Genomic DNA, 18,425 nt, shown 5'->3' on the forward strand with positions numbered 1-18,425 from the left:
CACGATTACGCAAGGCGTGAAGGCCGTATTCCCGGGCAGTGCGGATGAACAACGCAATCACCCCTGGAGGCAGATATGACCGCCGTAGCATGGGTGGCCGTCGTGATCGTCGCCGTGCTGGTGATCCTGGCAGTCGGCTACCTTGTGCCGGCCCGCAACCGCCGGCGCCACCTGCAGGACCGTTTCGGGCCCGAGTACGAACGGGCGGTGCGCGAGAGCGACAGCCGTAGGGAGGCCGAGCAGGAACTACTCGCCCGCGAGGAGCGCCACGCCAAGCTGGACATCCGCCCGCTCGACCCGCAGACCCGGGAAGGGTACGCGAGGAAGTGGACCGAGGTGCAGGAGCGGTTCGTCGACGCTCCCGGCTTCGCCGTGACCGAGGCGGACGCCCTGGTCACCGCGGTGATGGCCGAGCGCGGCTATCCCACGGACGAGTTCGAGCAGCGCCTGAGCGACCTGTCGGTGGCTCACTCCGCCACGCTCGACCACTACCGCAAGGCCCACGACATCAGCAGCCGCGCGGCCCGGCAGGACGCCACCACAGAGGAGCTCCGCCAGGCGATGGTCCACTACCGCGCACTGTTCCAGGAGCTGCTCGGCGACGGCGCCGGCGTTCCTCTGAACGACCACGTCAACGGTGCCGCGTACGCCACCACCGACGGCTACGACGGCGCCTCGATGAACGGCCACCACGCGGACGTACGGAAGGCGGGGCGATAACGATGCGGACGAACAGGTACGACGAGCGCGACAATGTCACCGAGCAGCCGACTCCCGAGACCCCCGAGCCCCTCGAGGAGGAGGCTCGCAGAGAGAGGGCTCTCGCGGACGCCGGACGGGACGAGCACGAGGGCCCCGGCCCGGTCTACTCCCCCAGCGACGCGTACACCGCCGGCTACACGGACGGCACGGCACGCGACGCCGGCGACCGCACGTACCCGGACGGCACGACCCGGGAAACCGGCGGTGACGCGGAGACGGACGAAACCGCCGACGGGTACGCGGACGGCGACGGCCCCCGCTTCCGCGAGCCGTACGGCCAGGCGGGCGGCGACGTCCTCACGTCGCCCGGGACCGGCGGCAGGCACACGGCCGAGGGCGACCGCCTCGTCGCGGGCGACCGTAGGGACGACCACGCCGAGGACCGCACCCCGGCCGGTCGATCCGGCGACACCGCGACCGGCGCGTACGAGACCTACGAGACCTACGGCGACGACGCGGACCGCGACCCGGAGACGGACGGCACCGGGTACGCCCGGGACGATGTGACCGCCGGGGACACCGCGACCTCCCGCGACGCCACTACCGACACCACTACCGGCGCCACTACCGGCGCCACCGTCGACGGCCCGGTGGCCTACCCCGTCACGGCCACCACCGCCGCCTCCGGCACGGCGTCCGTCCTGGACGAGGCGCTGGACGGCCGGTGGCGCGAGATCAAGACGGGCTTCGTCGACGATCCCCGCCAGTCGGTCGAGCAGGCGGACGCACTGGTGGAGGAGGCCCTGTCGGCCCTCACCAGCCGCCGGCAGGCGCTGCTCGACCAGTGGAAGGACAACGAGCGGGGCGACACGGAGGCGCTGCGCCTGGCCCTGCACGAGTACCACGCGTTACTAGCCCACCTGACCCGGAAGTGAGGTAACAATATGCTCGCCATCGCCGCGGCGGTCGTCTTCGGGATCGCCTTCCTCCTCGATCTCCTCAACGCGAACATCGGCATCGGCCTGACCGCGCTGCTCGCCCTCGGCCTGTGCCTGCTGTCCCTGCACCAGGCCGGCGTCGGCACCGCCGGGGTGAACTCCTGGCGCGGCGGCTGGCGCGGCGGACGCGTCCGTCGCTGACCCCGCGGGCCGAACGTCTTCACTGGAAGACAGACCCCTGAAAGCACGAAGCGGTCTCGCGGGAGCACGCCTCCCGCGAGACCGCGAGACCGCCGAATTCGCCGCGCATGCCGTCGGTCTCACCGGCCCCTCAGGAGACGAGATGCCCCACAAGGTGGAAGAGGTCATGACGCGCGATCCGGCCACGCTGCCGGAGGAGGCCCCGGTGGTCAAGGCCGCCAAGCTGATGCGCGACCGCGGGATCGGCGACGTGCTGGTGGTCGGGAACGGCCGGCTGCGCGGGCTGGTGACCGACCGGGACATCGTCGTACGCGCGGTCGCGGAGGGCAGGGACCTCGCCGCCACCCCGCTGGCGACGCTGTGCACCTGCGACGTGGTGACCGTCGGCCCTGACCAGGACGTGGCCGAGGCGGCGCGGCGGATGCGCGAGAAGGACGTGCACCAGCTTCCGGTGGTCGTGGACGGCCACCCGGTCGGCGTCGTCGCCCTGGCCGACCTCACCCTCAGCCTCCACGCGGACCAGACACCCGCCCCCGCCTGACGGCCCTTGGACGCCCGCGTCTCCATCGGGGTCAGCGGACGACGGCCCCCTGTTCGCTCCTGCCGAAAACCATGCGTACGTGAGCTAGCTGCTCATATACCGTATTCCGCATGCTTCTGCCCTCCCCGCACCCCACCGTCCGCCCCGGACCGCAGCCGTGCTGAGTCGTCTGCTCCGCACGTACCTGCGGCCCTACTCGCCCGCGCTCACGGCGGTGGTGCTGTTCCAGCTCGTCGGCACCATCGCCTCCCTGTACCTGCCGAGCCTGAACGCCGACATCATCGACCAGGGGGTGTCCACCGGCGACACCGGCTACATCCTGGCCACCGGCGGCTGGATGTTGACCGTGTCCCTCGTCCAGATCGCCTGCTCGATCGCGGCGGTCTATTACGGTGCCCGGGTGGCGGCTGGGTTCGGCCGGGACGTCCGGTCGACGATCTTCCACCGGGTGAGCGGCTTCTCGCAGCGGGAGGTCGCCCAGTTCGGGGCTCCCTCGCTGATCACCCGCAACACCAACGACGTGCAGCAGATCCAGATGCTCGTGGTGATGACCTGCACGATGCTGGTCGCCGCGCCCATCATGGGGGTCGGCGGCATCATCATGGCCCTGCGTCAGGACGTCGGGCTGTCCTGGCTCATGCTGGTCTGCGTCCCGGTGCTGCTGGTCTCGATCGGGCTGATCGTCTTCCGCATGGTCCCGCAGTTCCGCGCCATGCAGACCCGCATCGACGTGGTGAACCAGGTGCTCCGCGAGCAGCTTTCCGGCATCCGCGTGGTGCGGGCCTTCGTCAGGGAGCGTGAGGAGACTCGCCGGTTCGCCCAGGCGAACGACGAGCTGACCGGGACGGCGCTGCGAGTGGGGCGGCTGACCGCGCTCATCTTCCCCACCGTGATGCTGATCCTCAACGCCTCCAGTGTCGCGGTGCTGTGGTTCGGCGCCGCCCGGGTGGACAGCGGCGAGATGCAGGTGGGCGCCCTCACCGCGTTCCTCATGTACCTGATGCAGATCCTCATGTCGATGATGATGGCCACCTTCATCTCGATCATGATCCCGCGCGCCGCGGTCTGCGCGGAGCGCATCGCCGAGGTGCTGGACACCGAGTCGTCGGTGCGCCCGTCCGAGCATCCCGTACGGCAGGTGGACCGCCGGGGCGAGCTGGAGCTGCGTGACGTCGAGTTCCGCTATCCGGGCGCGGAGGTGCCGGTGTTGTCCGGCATCTCCTTCCGCGTGGCCGCGGGACAGACCACCGCCGTCATCGGCAGCACCGGGTCGGGGAAGACGACCCTGGTCTCCCTGGTGCCCCGGCTGTTCGACGCGACGTCCGGCGCCGTGCTGATCGACGGTGTGGACGTACGCGACCTCGACCCCCAGATGCTCTGGACGCGCATCGGCCTGGTGCCGCAGAAGCCGTACCTGTTCACCGGCACCGTCGCGAGCAACCTGCGGTACGGCAACCCGGACGCCACCGACGAGGAGCTGTGGGAGGCGCTGGAGGTCGCCCAGGCGCGCGACTTCGTCGAGGCGATGCCCGAGGGCCTTCAGGCGCCGATCTCCCAGGGCGGCACGAACGTGTCCGGCGGGCAGCGGCAGCGCCTGTCCATCGCCCGCGCGCTGGTGGCCAAGCCCGAGATCTATCTGTTCGACGACTCGTTCTCGGCACTCGACCTGACCACCGACGCCAGGCTGCGCGCCGCTCTGCGCCCGCACACGGCCGACGCCGCCGTTGTGATCGTCGCCCAGCGGGTCTCCACCATCGCCGACGCCGACCAGATCGTCGTCCTGGACGACGGCGTCGTCGTCGGCATCGGCACGCATGACGAGCTGCTCGGCTCCTGCCCGACGTACGTCGAGATCGTCGAGTCCCAACTGACCGCGGGGAGTGCGGTATGAGCGACCGGCCCACGGCACGGCCCACAGCACCGGCGCGACCGCGGCCCGCCGGAGGCGGCGGTTTCGGGCCCTTCGGCGGGCAGATGCCGGCGGAGAAGTCGATGAACTTCGGCCCCTCCGTCCGGCGGCTGCTGCGGCGGTTGAGCCCCGAACGGCCGAAGATCCTGGCCGTGGTCGGCCTCGCCGTGATCAGCGTGGTGTTCTCCGTCATCGGGCCGAAGCTGCTCGGCCGCGCGACGGACGTGATCTTCAGCGGTGTGATCGGCGGCCGGCTGCCCGCGGGAACGACCAAGGAGCAGGCCGTGCAGGCCCTGCGCGCCTCGGGCCACGGCGATTTCGCCGACATGCTCGCGGGCATGGACGTCGTCCCCGGTCACGGCATCGACTTCGGCGCGCTGGCCACGGTCCTGGCCTGGGTCCTGGGGCTCTACGTCGCGGCGTCGCTGTTCATGTGGCTGCAGGGCCGGCTGCTCAACGACGTGACGCAGCGCACCGTCTTCCGCCTCCGGGCCGACGTCGAGGACAAACTGCACCGGCTCCCGCTGAAGTTCTTCGACGGCCAGCCGCGCGGCGAGCTGCTCAGCCGGGTCACCAACGACATCGACAACGTGTCCCAGACCCTGCAGCAGACGCTGAGCCAGCTGCTGAGCTCGCTGCTCACCGTGATCGGCGTGCTGGTCATGATGTTCGTGATCTCGCCGCTGCTCGCGGCGATCGCGCTGGTGACGATCCCGGTCACGATGATCGTCACCGGGCAGATCGCCAAGCGCTCGCAGAAGCAGTTCGTCGCCCAGTGGGCCCACACCGGCACGCTGAACGCCCACATCGAGGAGGCGTTCACCGGTCACGAGCTGGTGAAGGTCTTCGGGCGGGGCCCCGAGGTCGAGCAGGTGTTCCGGGAGCGGAACGAGGCCCTGTACAAGGCGAGCTTCGGCGCCCAGTTCATCTCCGGGATCATCATGCCGGCGATGATGTTCATCGGGAACCTCAACTACGTCGCCATCGCGGTCGTCGGCGCCGTACGGGTGGCCGGCGGGTCGATGAGCCTGGGCGACGTCCAGGCGTTCATCCAGTACTCCCGGCAGTTCACCCAGCCGCTGACCCAGGTCGCCTCGATGGCCAACCTGCTGCAGTCGGGGGTGGCCTCCGCCGAGCGGGTCTTCGAGCTGCTGGACGCCGAGGAGCAGGAGCCCGACCCCGCCGACCCGGTGCTGCCCGCCACCCGGCGGGGGCGCGTCGAGTTCGAGCACGTGTCCTTCAGGTACGACTCGGAGCAGCCCCTCATCGAGGACCTGTCGCTGGTGGCCGAGCCCGGGCACACGATCGCGATCGTCGGCCCGACCGGCGCGGGGAAGACCACGCTGGTCAACCTGATCATGCGCTTCTACGAGCTGGACGCGGGCCGCATCACCCTCGACGGCGTCGACATCACGGCGATGCGCCGCGAGGACCTGCGCTCCCAGATCGGCATGGTGCTCCAGGACACCTGGCTGTTCGGCGGGACGATCCGCGACAACATCGCCTACGGCAACCCCCGGGCCACCGACGACGAGATCCAGGCGGCGGCGCGGGCGACGTACGTCGACCGGTTCGTCCGCACCCTTCCCGACGGGTACGACACCGTGATCGACGAGGAGGGCGGCAACATCAGCGCCGGCGAGAAGCAGCTGCTGACCATCGCCCGCGCGTTCCTCGCCAACCCGTCCCTGCTCATCCTGGACGAGGCGACCAGCTCGGTCGACACCCGCACCGAGGTCCTGGTGCAGCACGCGATGGCCGCGCTGCGCAGCGACAGGACCAGCTTCGTCATCGCCCACCGGCTGTCCACGATCCGCGACGCGGACCTCATCCTGGTGATGGAGTCGGGGAGCATCGTCGAGCACGGCACCCACGAGGAACTGCTCGCCGCCCATGGCGCCTACCACCGGCTCTACTCGGCCCAATTCGCCGGCGCCCTGGCCGGCGACGACACCCCCACAGAAGTGAGGTGAGAAGTGCCGCGTGACCTCGGGTCACGCGGCACTCCCCCACAGCGGGTCACGAGCGGGCGGACAGGGTGAACTCCTTGCGCGGCTCCTCGATGGCCCCCAGCGAGATGATCTCCCGGGGGAAGAACAGCCCGAGCGTCCAGTCCATGAGGATCCGGGTCTTCTTGTTGAAGGTCGGCATCCGCGTCAGGTGATAGGTGCGGTGCATCAACCAGGCGGGGAAGCCGCGAAGCTCCCGGCCGTAGATCTGCGCGACCCCCTTGTAGAGTCCCAGGCTCGCCACCGACCCCGCGTACTTGTGCCGGTACGGCCGCTGGGCCTCCCCGCGCAGCGCCGCCAGCAGGTTGTCCGCCAGCGTGCGGGCCTGCCGTACGGCGTGCTGGGCGTTGGGCGGGCAGAACTCGCCCGGCCGGGTGAGGTCGGGGACGGCGGCGGAGTCGCCCGCGGCGAAGGCGAAGTCGGTGCCGTGCACGCGCAGGAACGGATCGACCCTGATCCTGCCCTTCTTGTCCAGGGGCAGGTCGCCCGCGCCGATCAGCGGGTTCGGCTTGACGCCCGCCGTCCAGACGAGGGTGTCGGCGTCGAACTCCTCGCCGTCGCTCAGCACGATGTGGCAGTCCTCCGCGGACTTCAGCAGCGTGCCCATGCGGATCTCGATCCCCCGCTCGCGCAGCTGCTGGGCCGTCCACTTGCCCATGTCCGGGCCCACCTCGGGCAGGATGCGGTCGGTGGCCTCCACGAGCACCCAGCGCATGTCCTCGTGCCTGATCCCCTCGAAGTACTTGAGGGCGCCCGCGACCATGTCCTCCAACTCGGCCAGGGCCTCGACGCCGGCGTAACCGCCGCCGACGAAGACGAAGGTGAGCGCCCGGCGGCGGACCTCGGGGTCCGGGGTGGACGCGGCGATGTCGAGGCGGCCGAGCACGTGGTTGCGCAGGGCGATGGCCTCTTCGATGGTCTTGAATCCGATGCCGTGCTCGGCCAGTCCTGGCACCGGCAGCAGCCGTGAGATGGAGCCCGGCGCGACGACGAGGTAGTCGTAGTCGATGGTGAGATCGGGCCCCTCGTGCGGGGTCAGCTCCGCCTTGCGGTCGGCCAGCCGCACCTGGGTGACCCGCCCGCTGAGGATCTGGCACCTGTTCAGCACCCGCCTGAGCGGGACGACGACATGCCGCGCCTCGATGTTCCCGGCGGCCGCCTCCGGCAGGAAGGGCTGGTAGGTCATGTAGGAGTCGAGGTCCGCGACGGTCACAAGTGCCTCGCCGCGGCGGAGCCTGCGCTGCAGGCGGAGTGCTGTGTACATGCCGACGTATCCGCCGCCGACGATCAGAATCCGTGGGACAGCCATGGCTGTCCCCTACCCCTACTCAAGGAGGAAACGCATCGTCACCGTGCTTCCTCTGGGACCGGTGGTGACGTGGAGTTCGTTGCTCAGCAGGCGCGCCACCCACAGCCCCATGCCGCTGGTCGCGTCCTCCGGAGGAGGGTCGTGGCCCGGCTCGCCCTCGAAACGCCACTCCCGGCCGTCGTCGTGCACGGCGACCACCAGAGCCGGCCCCTCGCGCCAGATGCCCAGCCGCGCCTTGGTCGACCCGTGGGTGACCGCGTTGGTGGCGACCTCGTTGAGCGCGACGAGGAAGTCGCCGATCGCGTCCTCCCGCATACCGCGACGCAGCGCCTCGGCGGCGGCGAACTCCCGCAGATCGGGCAGATCGGCTAAGGAGAAGGCACGCTCCCTTGCCGCTCTGGTGACGTGCGCGGGAACGCCGTCATCTTTCACCCGGTACACGCCTCCCGCCGGAAATGTGGCCGTCTCAGGATCTATGGGCTGTGGGCAGGACGAAGATACCCCGAGACACCGCCTGGGCACAGGCGGTGTCCCGGGCATCATCGCATCCTCTCATCCTGCGACGAGCTCCGCCCGGAGCTGGTCGAGGGTCTTGCGGAGGATCCGTGAGACGTGCATCTGCGATATGCCGAACTCCGCCGCGATCTCGGCCTGCGTCATGTTGCCGTAGAAACGCAGCAGGAGGATGTTCTTCTCCCGCTCGGGGAGAAGGTCGATGAGCGGCTTCAGCGCCTCGGTGTCCACCAGGTTGTCGAGCGCGTCGTCCTCTTCGGGGATCACATCGCCGAGGGCGGCGGCGTCGTCGTCGGCGCCGATCGGCGCGTCGAGGGAGAGAGTGCTGTACGCCGCGGAGGCGTCCATGGTGAGGAGCATGTCCTCCTCCGACAGGCCCATCTTCTTGGCGAGCTCGGCGACGGTGGGGAACCGGCCCAGCTCCTGGGTCATGTCGGCGACGTGCCGGTTGAGCTCGGCCCGGCGCTCCTGGTAGAGGCGGGGCACCCGGACGGCCCAGGTGCGGTCCCGGAAGTGCCGCTTGACCTCGCCCGTCATGGTGACCATGGCGTAGCCGCGGAAGCTGTGGCCCAGGGTTGGGTCGAAGCCGTTGATGGCCTTCATGAGGCCGACGTACGCGGCCTGGAGGAGGTCTTCCATCGGCTCACCGCGGTTGAGATACCGCCGGGCGATGTCCCTCGCCATCAGACGGTGCATTTCTACGATCTTCTCACGGAGGCGTTCCCGCCGCTCCTCGGACAGTCCGTCCTCGGCCAGCTGGGCCAGGAGCTCTTCGGCGGTCGGATTGCTGACGGTCTCTGCACGGACCTCGGCAGCCATCTGCGCAGTCCCCTCGTATTTTCTCGCGAGGGCGCCTACGCGCTGGGGTAACCACGCAGAAGGCACGCCTCGCTACAGTATCGAGACGAGGCCCTCTGCTGGACCTCTGCTTCAGTATATTGCCCCAAAATCAGGAGTATCACCACCCCTTCGGCACCAGTAATGTTGCCGCAGAGGAGGCGCGAGGTGTCTATCAACGGACTGCTGTCCCTGTCGTCCAGCATGGCGGGAGACATCGTGGTGATCCATGTGAACGGTGTCCTCGACGCCACGACCCGTGAGCAGTTCTCGGACTATCTGGACGCCGCGGCGGACGACCACGGCCCCGACATGGTCCTCGACCTGGGCGGCGTCACGTTCATGGACTCCCGGGCGCTGGGCCTGATCGTGCACCACTGGCAGCGCTCGACCACGGCCGGCGGCAACTTCGCGCTGGTCTCCGTGCAGTACCCGAACTCCAAGGTGATGTGGGTCACCGGCCTGTCGGAGCGGCTGCCCCTGTTCGACACCCTCGACGAGGCCCTGGCCGCGTTCGCCGCCTGAGCCCCGCCCGCCGCCACCCGCCGCCGCGCGCGTACGGCCCCGCTCAGGCCGGGGCGGCTCCCCCGTGCTTCTGCTGGTGCTCGGTGACCAGGAGCTTGGCCAGGTCGGCCACCTTGACCTGGTGGTGCTGCGACACCCGCCTGAGCTCCTCGAACGCCTCCTCTGCCGAGCAGCCGCTCTTCGACATGATGATGCCCTTGGCCTGGTCGATGACCGACCGGCCTGCCAGGGCCTCCTGCATCTGCGCCGCACCGGTCAGGACGTCGTCGAACTCCCAGATGTTGGCCAGCGCCACGGTGACCTGCTCGCGCAGCAGGGCCATGAGCGGGCCGCCGGAGCTGAACACGCCGGAGCGCACGCCGTACAGACCGATGATCACGACGGCGTTGTCCACGGCGATCGGCACGACGAGGACCGAGCGCACCCCGTGCCGCACGGCGGTGGCGGCGTAGCGGGACCAGCGGGACTCGCGCATCACGTCGGGGATCGTCACCGGGCGCCCGGTGGACAGCGCCTCCCTCGACGGGCCCTCGCGCAGGTCGCGCTCGCGGTCGATCAGCACGGTGAGCTCGCTGTGGGAGGCGGCCAGCAGCACCCGCCCCTCCATCCACAACTCGGCGGTGCCACCGGCGCAGCCGGGCACGCCGCGCGCGACCGCCTCTGTAATGCCACGCAAAACGCTCTCGGCCGACGTGCCCTCCGTCACACGGCCGAGCGCCGCGAGGTCACGCGCGAGGATGGATGTCGTCTCCATGGTAGAAAGACCATTCCCATAGTTTCCGGGTTAATCCAGGCTGGATCGATTAGACCCGGGGTTTGGCGTAGCGTCTACGTCGAGAGAGGGGGGCAGCTTGCCCGACACCGCCGAGCTTGAGCGCGCGTTGAGCGGGCTCGCCGACCGCATGGCCACCCTACGGGACGATCCCGATCCGGGTGTGATGCTACGGGAGCTGGACGCCGCCGAGGAACTGGTCCGCAAGGCCCTGAGCGAGCTGGCGCGCAGCCGCAGGCGCAGGGACGGCGGCAGTCAGCGGGAGCAGAAGCTGCTGCGCCAGGTGTTCCGCGCGCTGCCGATCCCCGTGATCATCATGGACACGGGCGGCACGGTGCGCCGCATCAACAACGAGACCACCCGCCTGCTCGGCAGCCCCGCCGGCTACCTCATCGGCCGCGCCTTCCCCCTGCTCGTCGACGTGACCGCCCGCGCCGCGTTCCGGCAACGCTTCGCCGCCGTCCTCCACGGGGACGACAGCGCCTCGTTCCAGACCCGGCTGGCCCACCAGGGCCGCGCCCACACCGTACGGCTGGTGCTGAGCCGCCTGCGCATGCCGGGCGAGCCGCAGGAGATGATCGCCGGAGTCGTGCTGCCCACCGAGGTCCAGCTGCCCGAGCCGGCCGTGCAGACGGGTGCGCCCGACGACGCCGCGGTCCTGGCGGCGGCACGGCGGCACGAGCTGCTGTCGCGGCTGACCGGGCTGCTCCTGGACGAGGAGAGCCTGCGCGAGCCCGTCGCCCTGCTGCGGGCGGCCCGCCTGCTGGCCGCGGAGACGGCCGACTGGGTGATCGCGGACGTCGCCAGGGACGGCGGCCTGATCCGGTCGGTCGTCATCGGGCCGAGCGACCAGCCGGTCGGGCGGCTGCAGCGGACGGTCGAGGAGGCCCCGCCCGCGCTGGCACCGGTCGTGGAGCAGGTGATGACGACGCAGAGCGGCGTCGTCCACGAGATGCTGACCGACGACTCCCTGCTCGGCGACGGCGTGCTCCAGGCGATGCGCGGGGGCTCGCTGCTCAGCGTGCCGATCCGGGCCGACGACGAGGCGCGCGGCGTGCTCACGCTGGTGCGGCTGCGCGACCGGCCGCCGTTCGGCCTGGCCGACCTGGGCCTGATGGAGGAGATCGGCCTGCACCTCGGCCTGGCGATGCGGGCCCAGCAGGGGTTCCAGCGCCGGGCGCAGGCCGCCGACACCCTGCAGAGCGGCGTGCTCCCCCGCACGCTCCCCGACATCCCCGGCTTCGAGATCGCCGCCGCCTACCACCCCGGCTCCGGCATGCGCGCCATCGGCGGCGAGTTCTACGACGTGTTCCCCGTGAAGAACGGATGGGGCTTCGTGATCGGCAGCGCGGCGGGTCGCGGCGAGGAGGCGGCCGCCGTCACCTCCATGGTCCGCAACGGCCTGCGCGTGCTGAGCGTGTGGGAGGACGACCCGGGGCAGGCCCTGAGCAAGGTCAGCGACGCCCTCGTCGCGCAGAACACGGGCCTGTTCGTGATGGCCGCCGCCGGGTTCGTCCGGGGCCGCAAGGTGCGGCTCGCCTCCGCGGGTCACCATCCCGCGGCGCTGATCCAGCCGGGCGGCGGTGTCCGGTTCTCCGAGGGCGGCGGGGTCCCGCTCGGCTTCGAGGAGGGTTCGGTCCCCGCGACCGAGGAGTTCACGCTGTCGGCCGGGGAGACGCTCGTGCTGTACAGCGACGGCCTGGTGGGCTCGCAGAGCCCCGCCGGGGACAACTACGGCGAGCAGCGGCTCACCGAGGCCCTCGCCCGCTGCGCCGGGCAGACCCCGGGCGCGGTCGTCAAGGCCATCGAGGAGGACCACCGGGCCTTCTGCGGCAGCCACGCGGTCGACGAGATCACCCTCCTCACGCTGCGCCGATCCCGCTGACGGGATTTGCCGCCGCCACGGGGAAGTGGTGGACTGAGGTGGATGCGGAGCCCCGAGCCGCCAGGCAAGGAGGCGGCATGAGTGAGTTGATCCACGAGGCCGGTCTGTACGGCTCCGACGACGAGTTCCTCGGAATGGCCGTGCCGTTCGTCCGTGACGGGCTGGACGAGGGCGAGCCGGTGATGGTCACCACGACCGCGGGAAACCTCGATCTCCTCGGCGCCGCGCTGGGCGACGACGCCCGGCGCGTCGACTACGCCGAGAGCGCGTACTTCGGCCGCCGCACCCCGCAGCGGGCGACCGCGTTCCTGCGCTACTGGGAGCGCAACGCGGCGCGCGGGCGGGTCCGCATCCTGGCCGAGCCGGTGTGGGCGGGCCGCTCCGCCCGCGACGTCGTGGCCTGGAAGCGGATGGAGTCGGGGCTCAACGTCATCCTCGCAGGCACGGGCGTGTGGATGATCTGCCCGTACGACACCAGAGCGGCCGATCCCGGCCTCGTCGAGGACGCGCTGCGCACCCACCCCTCGATCAGCGTCGGCGGCCGGGAGCGGCGGCCCTCCCCCGCGTACGCCGACCCGGCGCGGTTCATCGGCGAGTGCGACCGCGAACCGCTGCCGGAGGCTCCCCCGGAGGCGGCGGTCGCGACGATCGGCCACCTGCGCCGCGTGCGGCACTTCGCCGGCGAGCAGGCCCGGCTCCACGGCTTGGCGGAGGACAGGGCCGCGATGCTGTGCGTGGCCGTGCACGAGGCGGCCCGCTACCTGGGTCTGCCGCTGACCACCCGGGTATGGGAGACGTTCGGGGCGCTGGTGTGCGACCTGTGGGCCGGCCATGAGACGGAGTGTGATCCGCTCTCCGGTTTCACTCCCCCGGGCCCGGACGAGCGGCACGGGGACGGCCTGTGGGTAGCCCGCCAGATCTGCGACTACGTGGACATCCGGCGAGAGGAGGGCGGCTGCCGGATCAGGCTGCAGACGGCCACGTCGCGGCTGCAGGAGTCGACGTGATTTTTCCCGATTAGGCGTTTAGCGCGAATCAGAGTAAGGTAAACATCATCTACATCGATCGTGCCTAGGACGCAGGCACACCCTTTCAGACGCCTTCCTGTCTTGAGGTGTGCCATGGATATCGCGATTGTCTCCGCCCACGAGCTGACTCCCGACACTCCCGCCATCGCCCGCGAGCTGGGCCGGGGCCATCGGGTGACCGTCTACACCCGCTCGAAGGTCCAGGGGGCCGGCGTCGAGCACGTACCCGCCGGACCCGACATGGAGCTGTCGGAAAGCGACCTCCTCCCCTACATCTCGGACTTCAGCGACGGCCTGCGGCGCAGGTGGCGGGAGCACCGCCCGGACATCATCCACGCCTACTCGTGGTCCAGCGGCCTGGCCGCCATCGCCGGGTCAGAGGGCCTGGGCGTGCCGGTCACCCAGACCTTCCACAGTCACTACGACGACAGCCGGAGCGCCGCGCCGGTGCGGCGGCTGGAGTGCGCGATCGGCCGCCGGGCCAGGGCGGTCATCGCCGCCTGCGCCGACGAGGAGTCCGAGCTGATCCGGATGGGCGTGCCGCGCCGCAACATCTCGGTCATCCCGCACGGCGTGGACATCGAGCGCTTCCGCCGCCAGGGCCCCGCCTTCCCGAGGGGTGAGCGGCCCCGCCTCCTGCACGTGGGGCACGTGGGCGCCGACTGGGCCGTGCACGCCCTGCGGGCCGTACCGGAGGCCGAGCTCGTGGTCGCCGGCGGCGACGACCAGAGCGTCGAGCGGCTGCGCGCCCTCGCCGGGGAGCACGGCGTGGCGGACCGCGTGGAGATGCTCGGCATGGTCCCGCACACCGCGATGCCCAAGCTCATGCGCAGCGCCGACCTGGTGCTGTCGCTGCCGCCGACCGTCCCCACGGGCACGGCCGCGCTGGAGGCCATGGCCTGCGGCATCCCGGTCATCGCCTCGGCCGCCGGGGCGCACCTCGACTCGGTGGTGGACGGCGTGACCGGATTCCTGACCCGGCCCGACCGCCCGCTGGAGATCGCCCACCGGATCCGCCGCCTGCTCGGCGACGCCACTCTGCGCACGGCCATCGGCTACGCGGCCGCCGACCGCGCCCGTTCCCGCTATTCGGTCGAGCGAATCAGCATGGAACTGCTTCGCGTATACGAGAAGACGTGTGCGTAAAGGCAAGCGATATTACCGGATTTAGGCCGTTATCTGAGTGAAATCATGTGATTAACTCGGCTCATGTCACGTCATGGGCCTGGTTTAGCGGTGGCGGCGGCGATGCTCATCGCCGCCGCCACGGCCTGTTCAAGCGGGGACTCCACGAAGGTGTTCAACGCCGGAGGCGAGTCCACCGCGCAGGGGTCGGCGTCCTCCCCCGGTTCGTCCGGCGCCCAGCCGCGGAACGCGAACGCGGCAGGGCTGAGCGCGACGCAGACCGCCACCGCGGCCGCCGTAGCTCCCGGCGAGAAAGCCGGGCAGAAGGGCGACGAGGCCGCGGAGAAGATCGGCGACACCACGGTCGCGGAGAAGATCGGCGATGTCCCGGCGGAGCCGTCGCCGCGGCCCTCCCCCAGCCTCTCTCCTCTTCCCTCCCCCCTTCTTTCGTCCGGCCCGCGGGCGACGCCCGCACCTGCGACCGAGACCGAGCCGCCGATGCGGCTCGCGCGGCCCGTGCGTACGGACCGGCCGGTCGTGGTGAACGCCATCGAACCGGAGGACGTGCCCCGGGGAGACCGCGCGCCCGCCCGGGCGATCCCCGGAGGCGCGAACGGGGCCGCGCGGGAGTCCTCCCCGCCGTCGCGTGCGCCGTCCCGTACGCCACTGCCCCGCTCGTCCGGCGCCTCCACCGGCGGCTGGGGCAACCCGGCCGTGGCCGAGGACTTCGGCGGGCAGGCGCTGCGCCTCACCCGGGACGGCGGCGGCGTGGACCTGTCGGGGACGTCGGTCCAGCGGTACGGCCGCTGGGAGGTCCGCCTGCGGGCCGAGGGGGGTGCGCTTCCCGTCGCGCTGCTGCAGTCCGTCCGGTCGGACGCCGCCCAGAACGGAGAATCTCGGCGGGACGACTCCCGATACGGCGACTCCCAATACGGGGACTCCCAATACGACGAATCGCGGTACGACGACTCGTGGCGCGACGACTCGGAATACGCCGGCCCGCAGGACGACGCCTCGCGGTTCACGGGGACGGACGGCGCGGGGACGGAGGACGCGGCGATCGCCGTGGCGGGCATCGCGGGCGGGCGGCGCGTGGAGCTCTCCGTCCGGCAGGGCCGGGAACTGGCCCGAGCCGAGACGGCGGCCGACTTCACCCAGTGGCACACGGTCACCGTCGACTGGCTGCCCGGCCGGGTGACCTTCTGGCTGGACGGCAGGCAGGTGTGGAACTACACCGGCCCGTACGTCCCCCGGTCGCAGGGGATGGGCCTGGTGCTGCGCAACGACGCCTCCGGCGGCACGGTGTACGTCGACTGGGTGCGGGTCTACCGGGCTCCGGAGCGGTAGCCTTCCGGGTGATCTCGGTGTGCGGCGGCGACGCGGGGCGGGTGTGAGCGAACGGGACGGCACGGCCGGGGAACCCACTGCGGATCCCACGGCGGAGCCCGCGGCGGAGGCGATCCGGGCGGGCGACGAGGCCGTGTTCGCCGAGCTCGCCGCGCGTCACCGGCACGAGCTGCGGGTGCACTGCTACCGGATGCTCGGGTCGTTCACCGACGCGGAGGACCTGGTGCAGGAGACGCTGCTGCGGGCCTGGCGCGCGCGGGAGAGCTTCGAGGGGCGCTCGACGTTCCGGGCCTGGCTGTACCGGATCGCCACGAACGCCTGCCTGGACGCCCTGTCCAGCCCGGCCCGCGCCCGCGAGATGGTGGCGGCGGACGCCTCGGAAAGCCCGGGGCGTCCGGCCCCGGCCGACGTCCCCTGGCTCCAGCCCTATCCGGACGAACTGCTCGACCTGGCGGCGCCGTACGAGGGCGGGCCGGACGCGGCGGCCATCGCCAGGGAGACCGTGGAGCTGGCGTTCCTGGCGGCGATCCAGCACCTTCCGCCGCGGCAGCGGGCCGTGCTGATCCTGCGCGACGTGGCCGGCTGGCCGGTCGCCGAGACCGCCGAGGCGCTGGAGATGAGCGTCGCCTCGGTCAAGAGCGCGTTGCAGCGGGCCCGCGCGACGCTGCGCGGGCGGCTGCCCAGGCGGCGGGCGGACTGGGCCGCGGCCACCCGGCCCAGCCGCGACGAGCTCGACCTGCTGGAGCGCTACGTCACCGCCTCCAGGAACGCCGACCTGTCAGCCCTGGCGGCGCTGCTGCGCGAGGACGTCCGGCAGGCCATGCCGCCCGCCGCCCTGGTGTACGACGGGCGGACGGCCGTGCTCGACATGTGGCGTCCGGTCCTGGAGGGCGAGGGGCGCTGGGGCGAGTGGCACTGCGTCCCGCTCGCGGTGAACCGGCAGCCCGCGGTGGCGAACTACGTGCGGCGGCCCGGTGAGACCTCCTACACCGCGGTCAACATCGACGTCCTGTGCGCCGAGGACGGCCTCATCACGGAGATCACCACCTTCGGCCCCGAGTCGCTGCCCCTCTTCGGCCTGCCACTCTCCATCGGCCCTTCTCCTGCCGAATGGGTCGTTACCGGATCGTGACACCGGCTGCCCGCGCGGACCGATTCCCTTTCCCGGCCCCCGCCGTCGTACGAGCGGTATCGCAGAACGCCACCAACGGAGAAGGGGAACACCATGCCGGACATCACTGAGACGACCCAGCCGGACGAGCAGGTCAGGGCGCTGGACCGGCTGGTCGGCTCATGGCGCGTGACCGGCGGCGCGGAGGGCACGGTCACCTACCGCTGGATGGAGGGGGGCTTCTTCCTCCTCCAGGACATCCGGCTGGAGCATGACGGCCAGCCGATCGCCGGCATCGAGGTCATCGGCCGTGAGAGGCCCTACGGGGCGGACGCGCCGAGCGAGGACATCAAGTCCCGCTATTACGGCGGCCGGGGCGACACCCTCGACTACGTCTACGAACTCGACGGCGACACGCTGACCATCTGGGGCGGCGCGAAGGGGTCTCCGGCGTACTTCCGGGGCACCTTCAACACCGACGGCGACGCCATGACCGGCCGCTGGCACTACCCGGGCGGCGGGGGCTACGAGTCGAACATGACCCGGATCGGATAGTCCCTTCACGAGTGGCCGGTGAGGAGGGCCGCCGCCTTCAGCGACAGGTGGAGCAGCAGGCGGTCCTCCCCGTCGGCGAGGTCGAGCCCGGTGAGGTGCCCGGCCTTGCCCAGGCGGTAGTACAGCGTCTGCCGGTGCACGCCCAGCGCCGCCGCCGTCTCCTGGACCTGCCCGGCGTGGTCGAGGTAGGCCTCCACGCTCCCCGCGATCCGGGGTGTGAGGGCGGCCGACTCGGCGGCGAGGTCGGCCAGGTCGCGCGGGGACAGCCGGGCCAGCAGCCGGTAGACGCCGAGAGCGCTCCAGTCGGCGACCGGGGCGTGCCGCTCGACGTGCTCGGCCACCCGCAGCGCCAGCAGCGCCTCCCGCCAGCTCTGCCACGCCTCCCCCGGGTCGTCGCGCGGGCCTCCGATCCCGGCGGCCAGGCCGTACAGGCCGTGCAGGAGTCGCGCGACGTGCGCGGCCTGCGCGGCGGGCGCCAGCACCGCGAGGAGCGGCGCGTCCACGGCCGTCTCGGTGACGTCCGGGTCGGCGAGCACGCCGCGCGGCAGCGTGCGCGGCGGTCCTGGGACCTCCGCGGGCGTCCGCACGGCCACCGCCGTCACCGGGCCCTCGACGTCCACCCCGGCGATGGCGCGGACCGCGGGGTCGGCCGAGAAGAACTGGCGCAGCGGGGCGTGCCGTCCGCGGGCCTGCGTGGCGAGCAGCGCGGCCGCCCGGCCGACCAGCGGCGCGACGGCGGCCAGGCGCTCGTCGGTGAGCGCCCCGGATTCGAGCGCCCACAGGTAGCCGTAGGTCACCCCGCCGTGCCGCAGCGGCACGCACACGCGGCCGAGCAGGCCGGGCAGCCCGGGAATGCGCACCGGGCCCGTCGCGGTGGCGATGCCGTACGCCTCGAAGTGGGCGCGCACCTCGTCGGACGCGTGCCTGCGCAGGATGGACTCCTGCCGCACGCGGTCGATGTCCCCGCTCTGCGCGCCGTACGCCAGCAGGTTGAACGAGCGGTCCTCCAGCGTCACGGAGGCGTCGAGCAGCCGGGAGATCTCATCGACGATGTCTTGCATGCTGACATTCTTGTGCATTTGTCGAAAAATGCTGTGGCGGATGTCCGTGGAACTTCC

18 protein-coding genes are annotated in these 18,425 nt (G+C 71.4%); 13 read left to right on the plus strand and 5 right to left on the minus strand.

Going from position 1 to position 18,425, the window contains the following annotated elements; translation table 11 throughout:
- Window positions 1-75: 75 nt before the first annotated feature.
- From ACQEVJ_RS29130 to ACQEVJ_RS29155, 6 genes are all read left to right on the plus strand, one after another.
- Window positions 76-720 (plus strand): hypothetical protein, encoded by a 645-nt coding sequence (locus ACQEVJ_RS29130; RefSeq protein ID WP_433106480.1) that lies wholly within the window; start codon window positions 76-78, stop codon window positions 718-720.
- A 2-nt stretch (window positions 721-722) separates the two neighbouring features.
- Entirely contained in the window at window positions 723-1,637 is a 915-nt protein-coding gene (locus tag ACQEVJ_RS29135) for a hypothetical protein (RefSeq protein ID WP_433106482.1), read from the plus strand.
- 9 nt (window positions 1,638-1,646) lie between these two features.
- On the plus strand, window positions 1,647-1,841 hold the full coding sequence (locus ACQEVJ_RS29140; RefSeq protein ID WP_433106484.1) for a hypothetical protein: 195 nt from the start codon (window positions 1,647-1,649) through the stop codon (window positions 1,839-1,841).
- Between the two features lie 142 nt (window positions 1,842-1,983).
- Window positions 1,984-2,382, plus strand: a complete 399-nt coding sequence (locus tag ACQEVJ_RS29145) for a CBS domain-containing protein (protein WP_433106486.1) — start codon at window positions 1,984-1,986, stop codon at window positions 2,380-2,382.
- A 157-nt stretch (window positions 2,383-2,539) separates the two neighbouring features.
- Complete coding sequence (locus tag ACQEVJ_RS29150) at window positions 2,540-4,273, plus strand: ABC transporter ATP-binding protein (protein WP_433106488.1); 1,734 nt, start codon at window positions 2,540-2,542, stop codon at window positions 4,271-4,273.
- Window positions 4,270-6,264 (plus strand): ABC transporter ATP-binding protein, encoded by a 1,995-nt coding sequence (locus ACQEVJ_RS29155; protein WP_433106490.1) that lies wholly within the window; start codon window positions 4,270-4,272, stop codon window positions 6,262-6,264. Before ACQEVJ_RS29150 ends, ACQEVJ_RS29155 begins: the two co-directional genes overlap by 4 nt.
- Window positions 6,265-6,310: 46 nt before the next feature.
- On the opposite strand, the gene ACQEVJ_RS29160 is transcribed toward ACQEVJ_RS29155, so the two are convergent.
- The 3 genes from ACQEVJ_RS29160 to ACQEVJ_RS29170 form a co-directional block, all read right to left on the minus strand.
- The gene (locus ACQEVJ_RS29160; protein WP_433106492.1) at window positions 6,311-7,609 is read right to left on the minus strand and encodes an NAD(P)/FAD-dependent oxidoreductase; all 1,299 of its coding nucleotides are present in this window, start codon (window positions 7,607-7,609) and stop codon (window positions 6,311-6,313) included.
- Between the two features lie 15 nt (window positions 7,610-7,624).
- Window positions 7,625-8,041, minus strand: coding sequence for an ATP-binding protein (locus ACQEVJ_RS29165; RefSeq protein ID WP_433106494.1), 417 nt, complete (start codon window positions 8,039-8,041; stop codon window positions 7,625-7,627).
- Between the two features lie 120 nt (window positions 8,042-8,161).
- A complete protein-coding gene (locus ACQEVJ_RS29170; protein WP_433106496.1) occupies window positions 8,162-8,941 on the minus strand; it encodes a SigB/SigF/SigG family RNA polymerase sigma factor in 780 nt (259 codons plus the stop codon).
- Between the two features lie 186 nt (window positions 8,942-9,127).
- Between ACQEVJ_RS29170 and ACQEVJ_RS29175 the strand changes: the two genes are divergently transcribed.
- Window positions 9,128-9,484, plus strand: a complete 357-nt coding sequence (locus tag ACQEVJ_RS29175) for an STAS domain-containing protein (RefSeq protein WP_433106498.1) — start codon at window positions 9,128-9,130, stop codon at window positions 9,482-9,484.
- 43 nt (window positions 9,485-9,527) lie between these two features.
- Here ACQEVJ_RS29175 and ACQEVJ_RS29180 read toward each other — a convergent pair whose 3' ends face one another.
- Entirely contained in the window at window positions 9,528-10,238 is a 711-nt protein-coding gene (locus ACQEVJ_RS29180; protein WP_433106500.1) for an ANTAR domain-containing protein, read from the minus strand.
- Window positions 10,239-10,335: 97 nt separating this feature from the next.
- On the opposite strand from ACQEVJ_RS29180, the gene ACQEVJ_RS29185 reads away from it, so the two are divergent.
- From ACQEVJ_RS29185 to ACQEVJ_RS29210, 6 genes are all read left to right on the plus strand, one after another.
- The gene (locus ACQEVJ_RS29185; RefSeq protein WP_433106502.1) at window positions 10,336-12,141 is read left to right on the plus strand and encodes a SpoIIE family protein phosphatase; all 1,806 of its coding nucleotides are present in this window, start codon (window positions 10,336-10,338) and stop codon (window positions 12,139-12,141) included.
- Window positions 12,142-12,218: 77 nt separating this feature from the next.
- Complete coding sequence (locus ACQEVJ_RS29190; protein WP_433106504.1) at window positions 12,219-13,148, plus strand: anti-sigma factor RsbA family regulatory protein; 930 nt, start codon at window positions 12,219-12,221, stop codon at window positions 13,146-13,148.
- 114 nt (window positions 13,149-13,262) lie between these two features.
- On the plus strand, window positions 13,263-14,315 hold the full coding sequence (locus ACQEVJ_RS29195; RefSeq protein WP_433106506.1) for a glycosyltransferase: 1,053 nt from the start codon (window positions 13,263-13,265) through the stop codon (window positions 14,313-14,315).
- A 90-nt stretch (window positions 14,316-14,405) separates the two neighbouring features.
- The gene (locus ACQEVJ_RS29200) at window positions 14,406-15,641 is read left to right on the plus strand and encodes a hypothetical protein (protein WP_433106507.1); all 1,236 of its coding nucleotides are present in this window, start codon (window positions 14,406-14,408) and stop codon (window positions 15,639-15,641) included.
- A 43-nt stretch (window positions 15,642-15,684) separates the two neighbouring features.
- Entirely contained in the window at window positions 15,685-16,773 is a 1,089-nt protein-coding gene (locus ACQEVJ_RS29205; RefSeq protein ID WP_433106509.1) for an RNA polymerase subunit sigma-70, read from the plus strand.
- 93 nt (window positions 16,774-16,866) lie between these two features.
- Window positions 16,867-17,307, plus strand: coding sequence for a hypothetical protein (locus ACQEVJ_RS29210; protein WP_433106511.1), 441 nt, complete (start codon window positions 16,867-16,869; stop codon window positions 17,305-17,307).
- A gap of 5 nt (window positions 17,308-17,312) precedes the next feature.
- On the opposite strand, the gene ACQEVJ_RS29215 is transcribed toward ACQEVJ_RS29210, so the two are convergent.
- Window positions 17,313-18,368: a PucR family transcriptional regulator gene (locus tag ACQEVJ_RS29215; protein WP_433106513.1), complete on the minus strand. Its 1,056-nt coding sequence runs from the start codon at window positions 18,366-18,368 to the stop codon at window positions 17,313-17,315.
- Between the last annotated feature and the right edge of the window lie 57 nt (window positions 18,369-18,425).

The sequence above is a fragment of the Microbispora sp. CA-102843 genome, assembly GCF_050936215.1.
Taxonomy (GTDB): Bacteria; Actinomycetota; Actinomycetes; order Streptosporangiales; family Streptosporangiaceae; genus Microbispora.

What these genes read in the sequence shown, in the direction of transcription:
- ACQEVJ_RS29130 (WP_433106480.1), top strand. Translation starts at nt 76, where the DNA reads ATGACCGCCGTAGCATGGGTGGCCGTCGTGATCGTCGCCGTGCTGGTG.
- ACQEVJ_RS29135 (WP_433106482.1), top strand. Translation starts at nt 723, where the DNA reads ATGCGGACGAACAGGTACGACGAGCGCGACAATGTCACCGAGCAGCCG.
- ACQEVJ_RS29140 (WP_433106484.1), top strand. Translation starts at nt 1,647, where the DNA reads ATGCTCGCCATCGCCGCGGCGGTCGTCTTCGGGATCGCCTTCCTCCTC.
- ACQEVJ_RS29145 (WP_433106486.1), top strand. Translation starts at nt 1,984, where the DNA reads ATGCCCCACAAGGTGGAAGAGGTCATGACGCGCGATCCGGCCACGCTG.
- ACQEVJ_RS29155 (WP_433106490.1), top strand. Translation starts at nt 4,270, where the DNA reads ATGAGCGACCGGCCCACGGCACGGCCCACAGCACCGGCGCGACCGCGG.
- ACQEVJ_RS29160 (WP_433106492.1), bottom strand. Translation starts at nt 7,609, where the DNA reads ATGGCTGTCCCACGGATTCTGATCGTCGGCGGCGGATACGTCGGCATG.
- ACQEVJ_RS29170 (WP_433106496.1), bottom strand. Translation starts at nt 8,941, where the DNA reads ATGGCTGCCGAGGTCCGTGCAGAGACCGTCAGCAATCCGACCGCCGAA.
- ACQEVJ_RS29180 (WP_433106500.1), bottom strand. Translation starts at nt 10,238, where the DNA reads ATGGAGACGACATCCATCCTCGCGCGTGACCTCGCGGCGCTCGGCCGT.
- ACQEVJ_RS29190 (WP_433106504.1), top strand. Translation starts at nt 12,219, where the DNA reads ATGAGTGAGTTGATCCACGAGGCCGGTCTGTACGGCTCCGACGACGAG.
- ACQEVJ_RS29195 (WP_433106506.1), top strand. Translation starts at nt 13,263, where the DNA reads ATGGATATCGCGATTGTCTCCGCCCACGAGCTGACTCCCGACACTCCC.
- ACQEVJ_RS29210 (WP_433106511.1), top strand. Translation starts at nt 16,867, where the DNA reads ATGCCGGACATCACTGAGACGACCCAGCCGGACGAGCAGGTCAGGGCG.
- ACQEVJ_RS29215 (WP_433106513.1), bottom strand. Translation starts at nt 18,368, where the DNA reads ATGCAAGACATCGTCGATGAGATCTCCCGGCTGCTCGACGCCTCCGTG.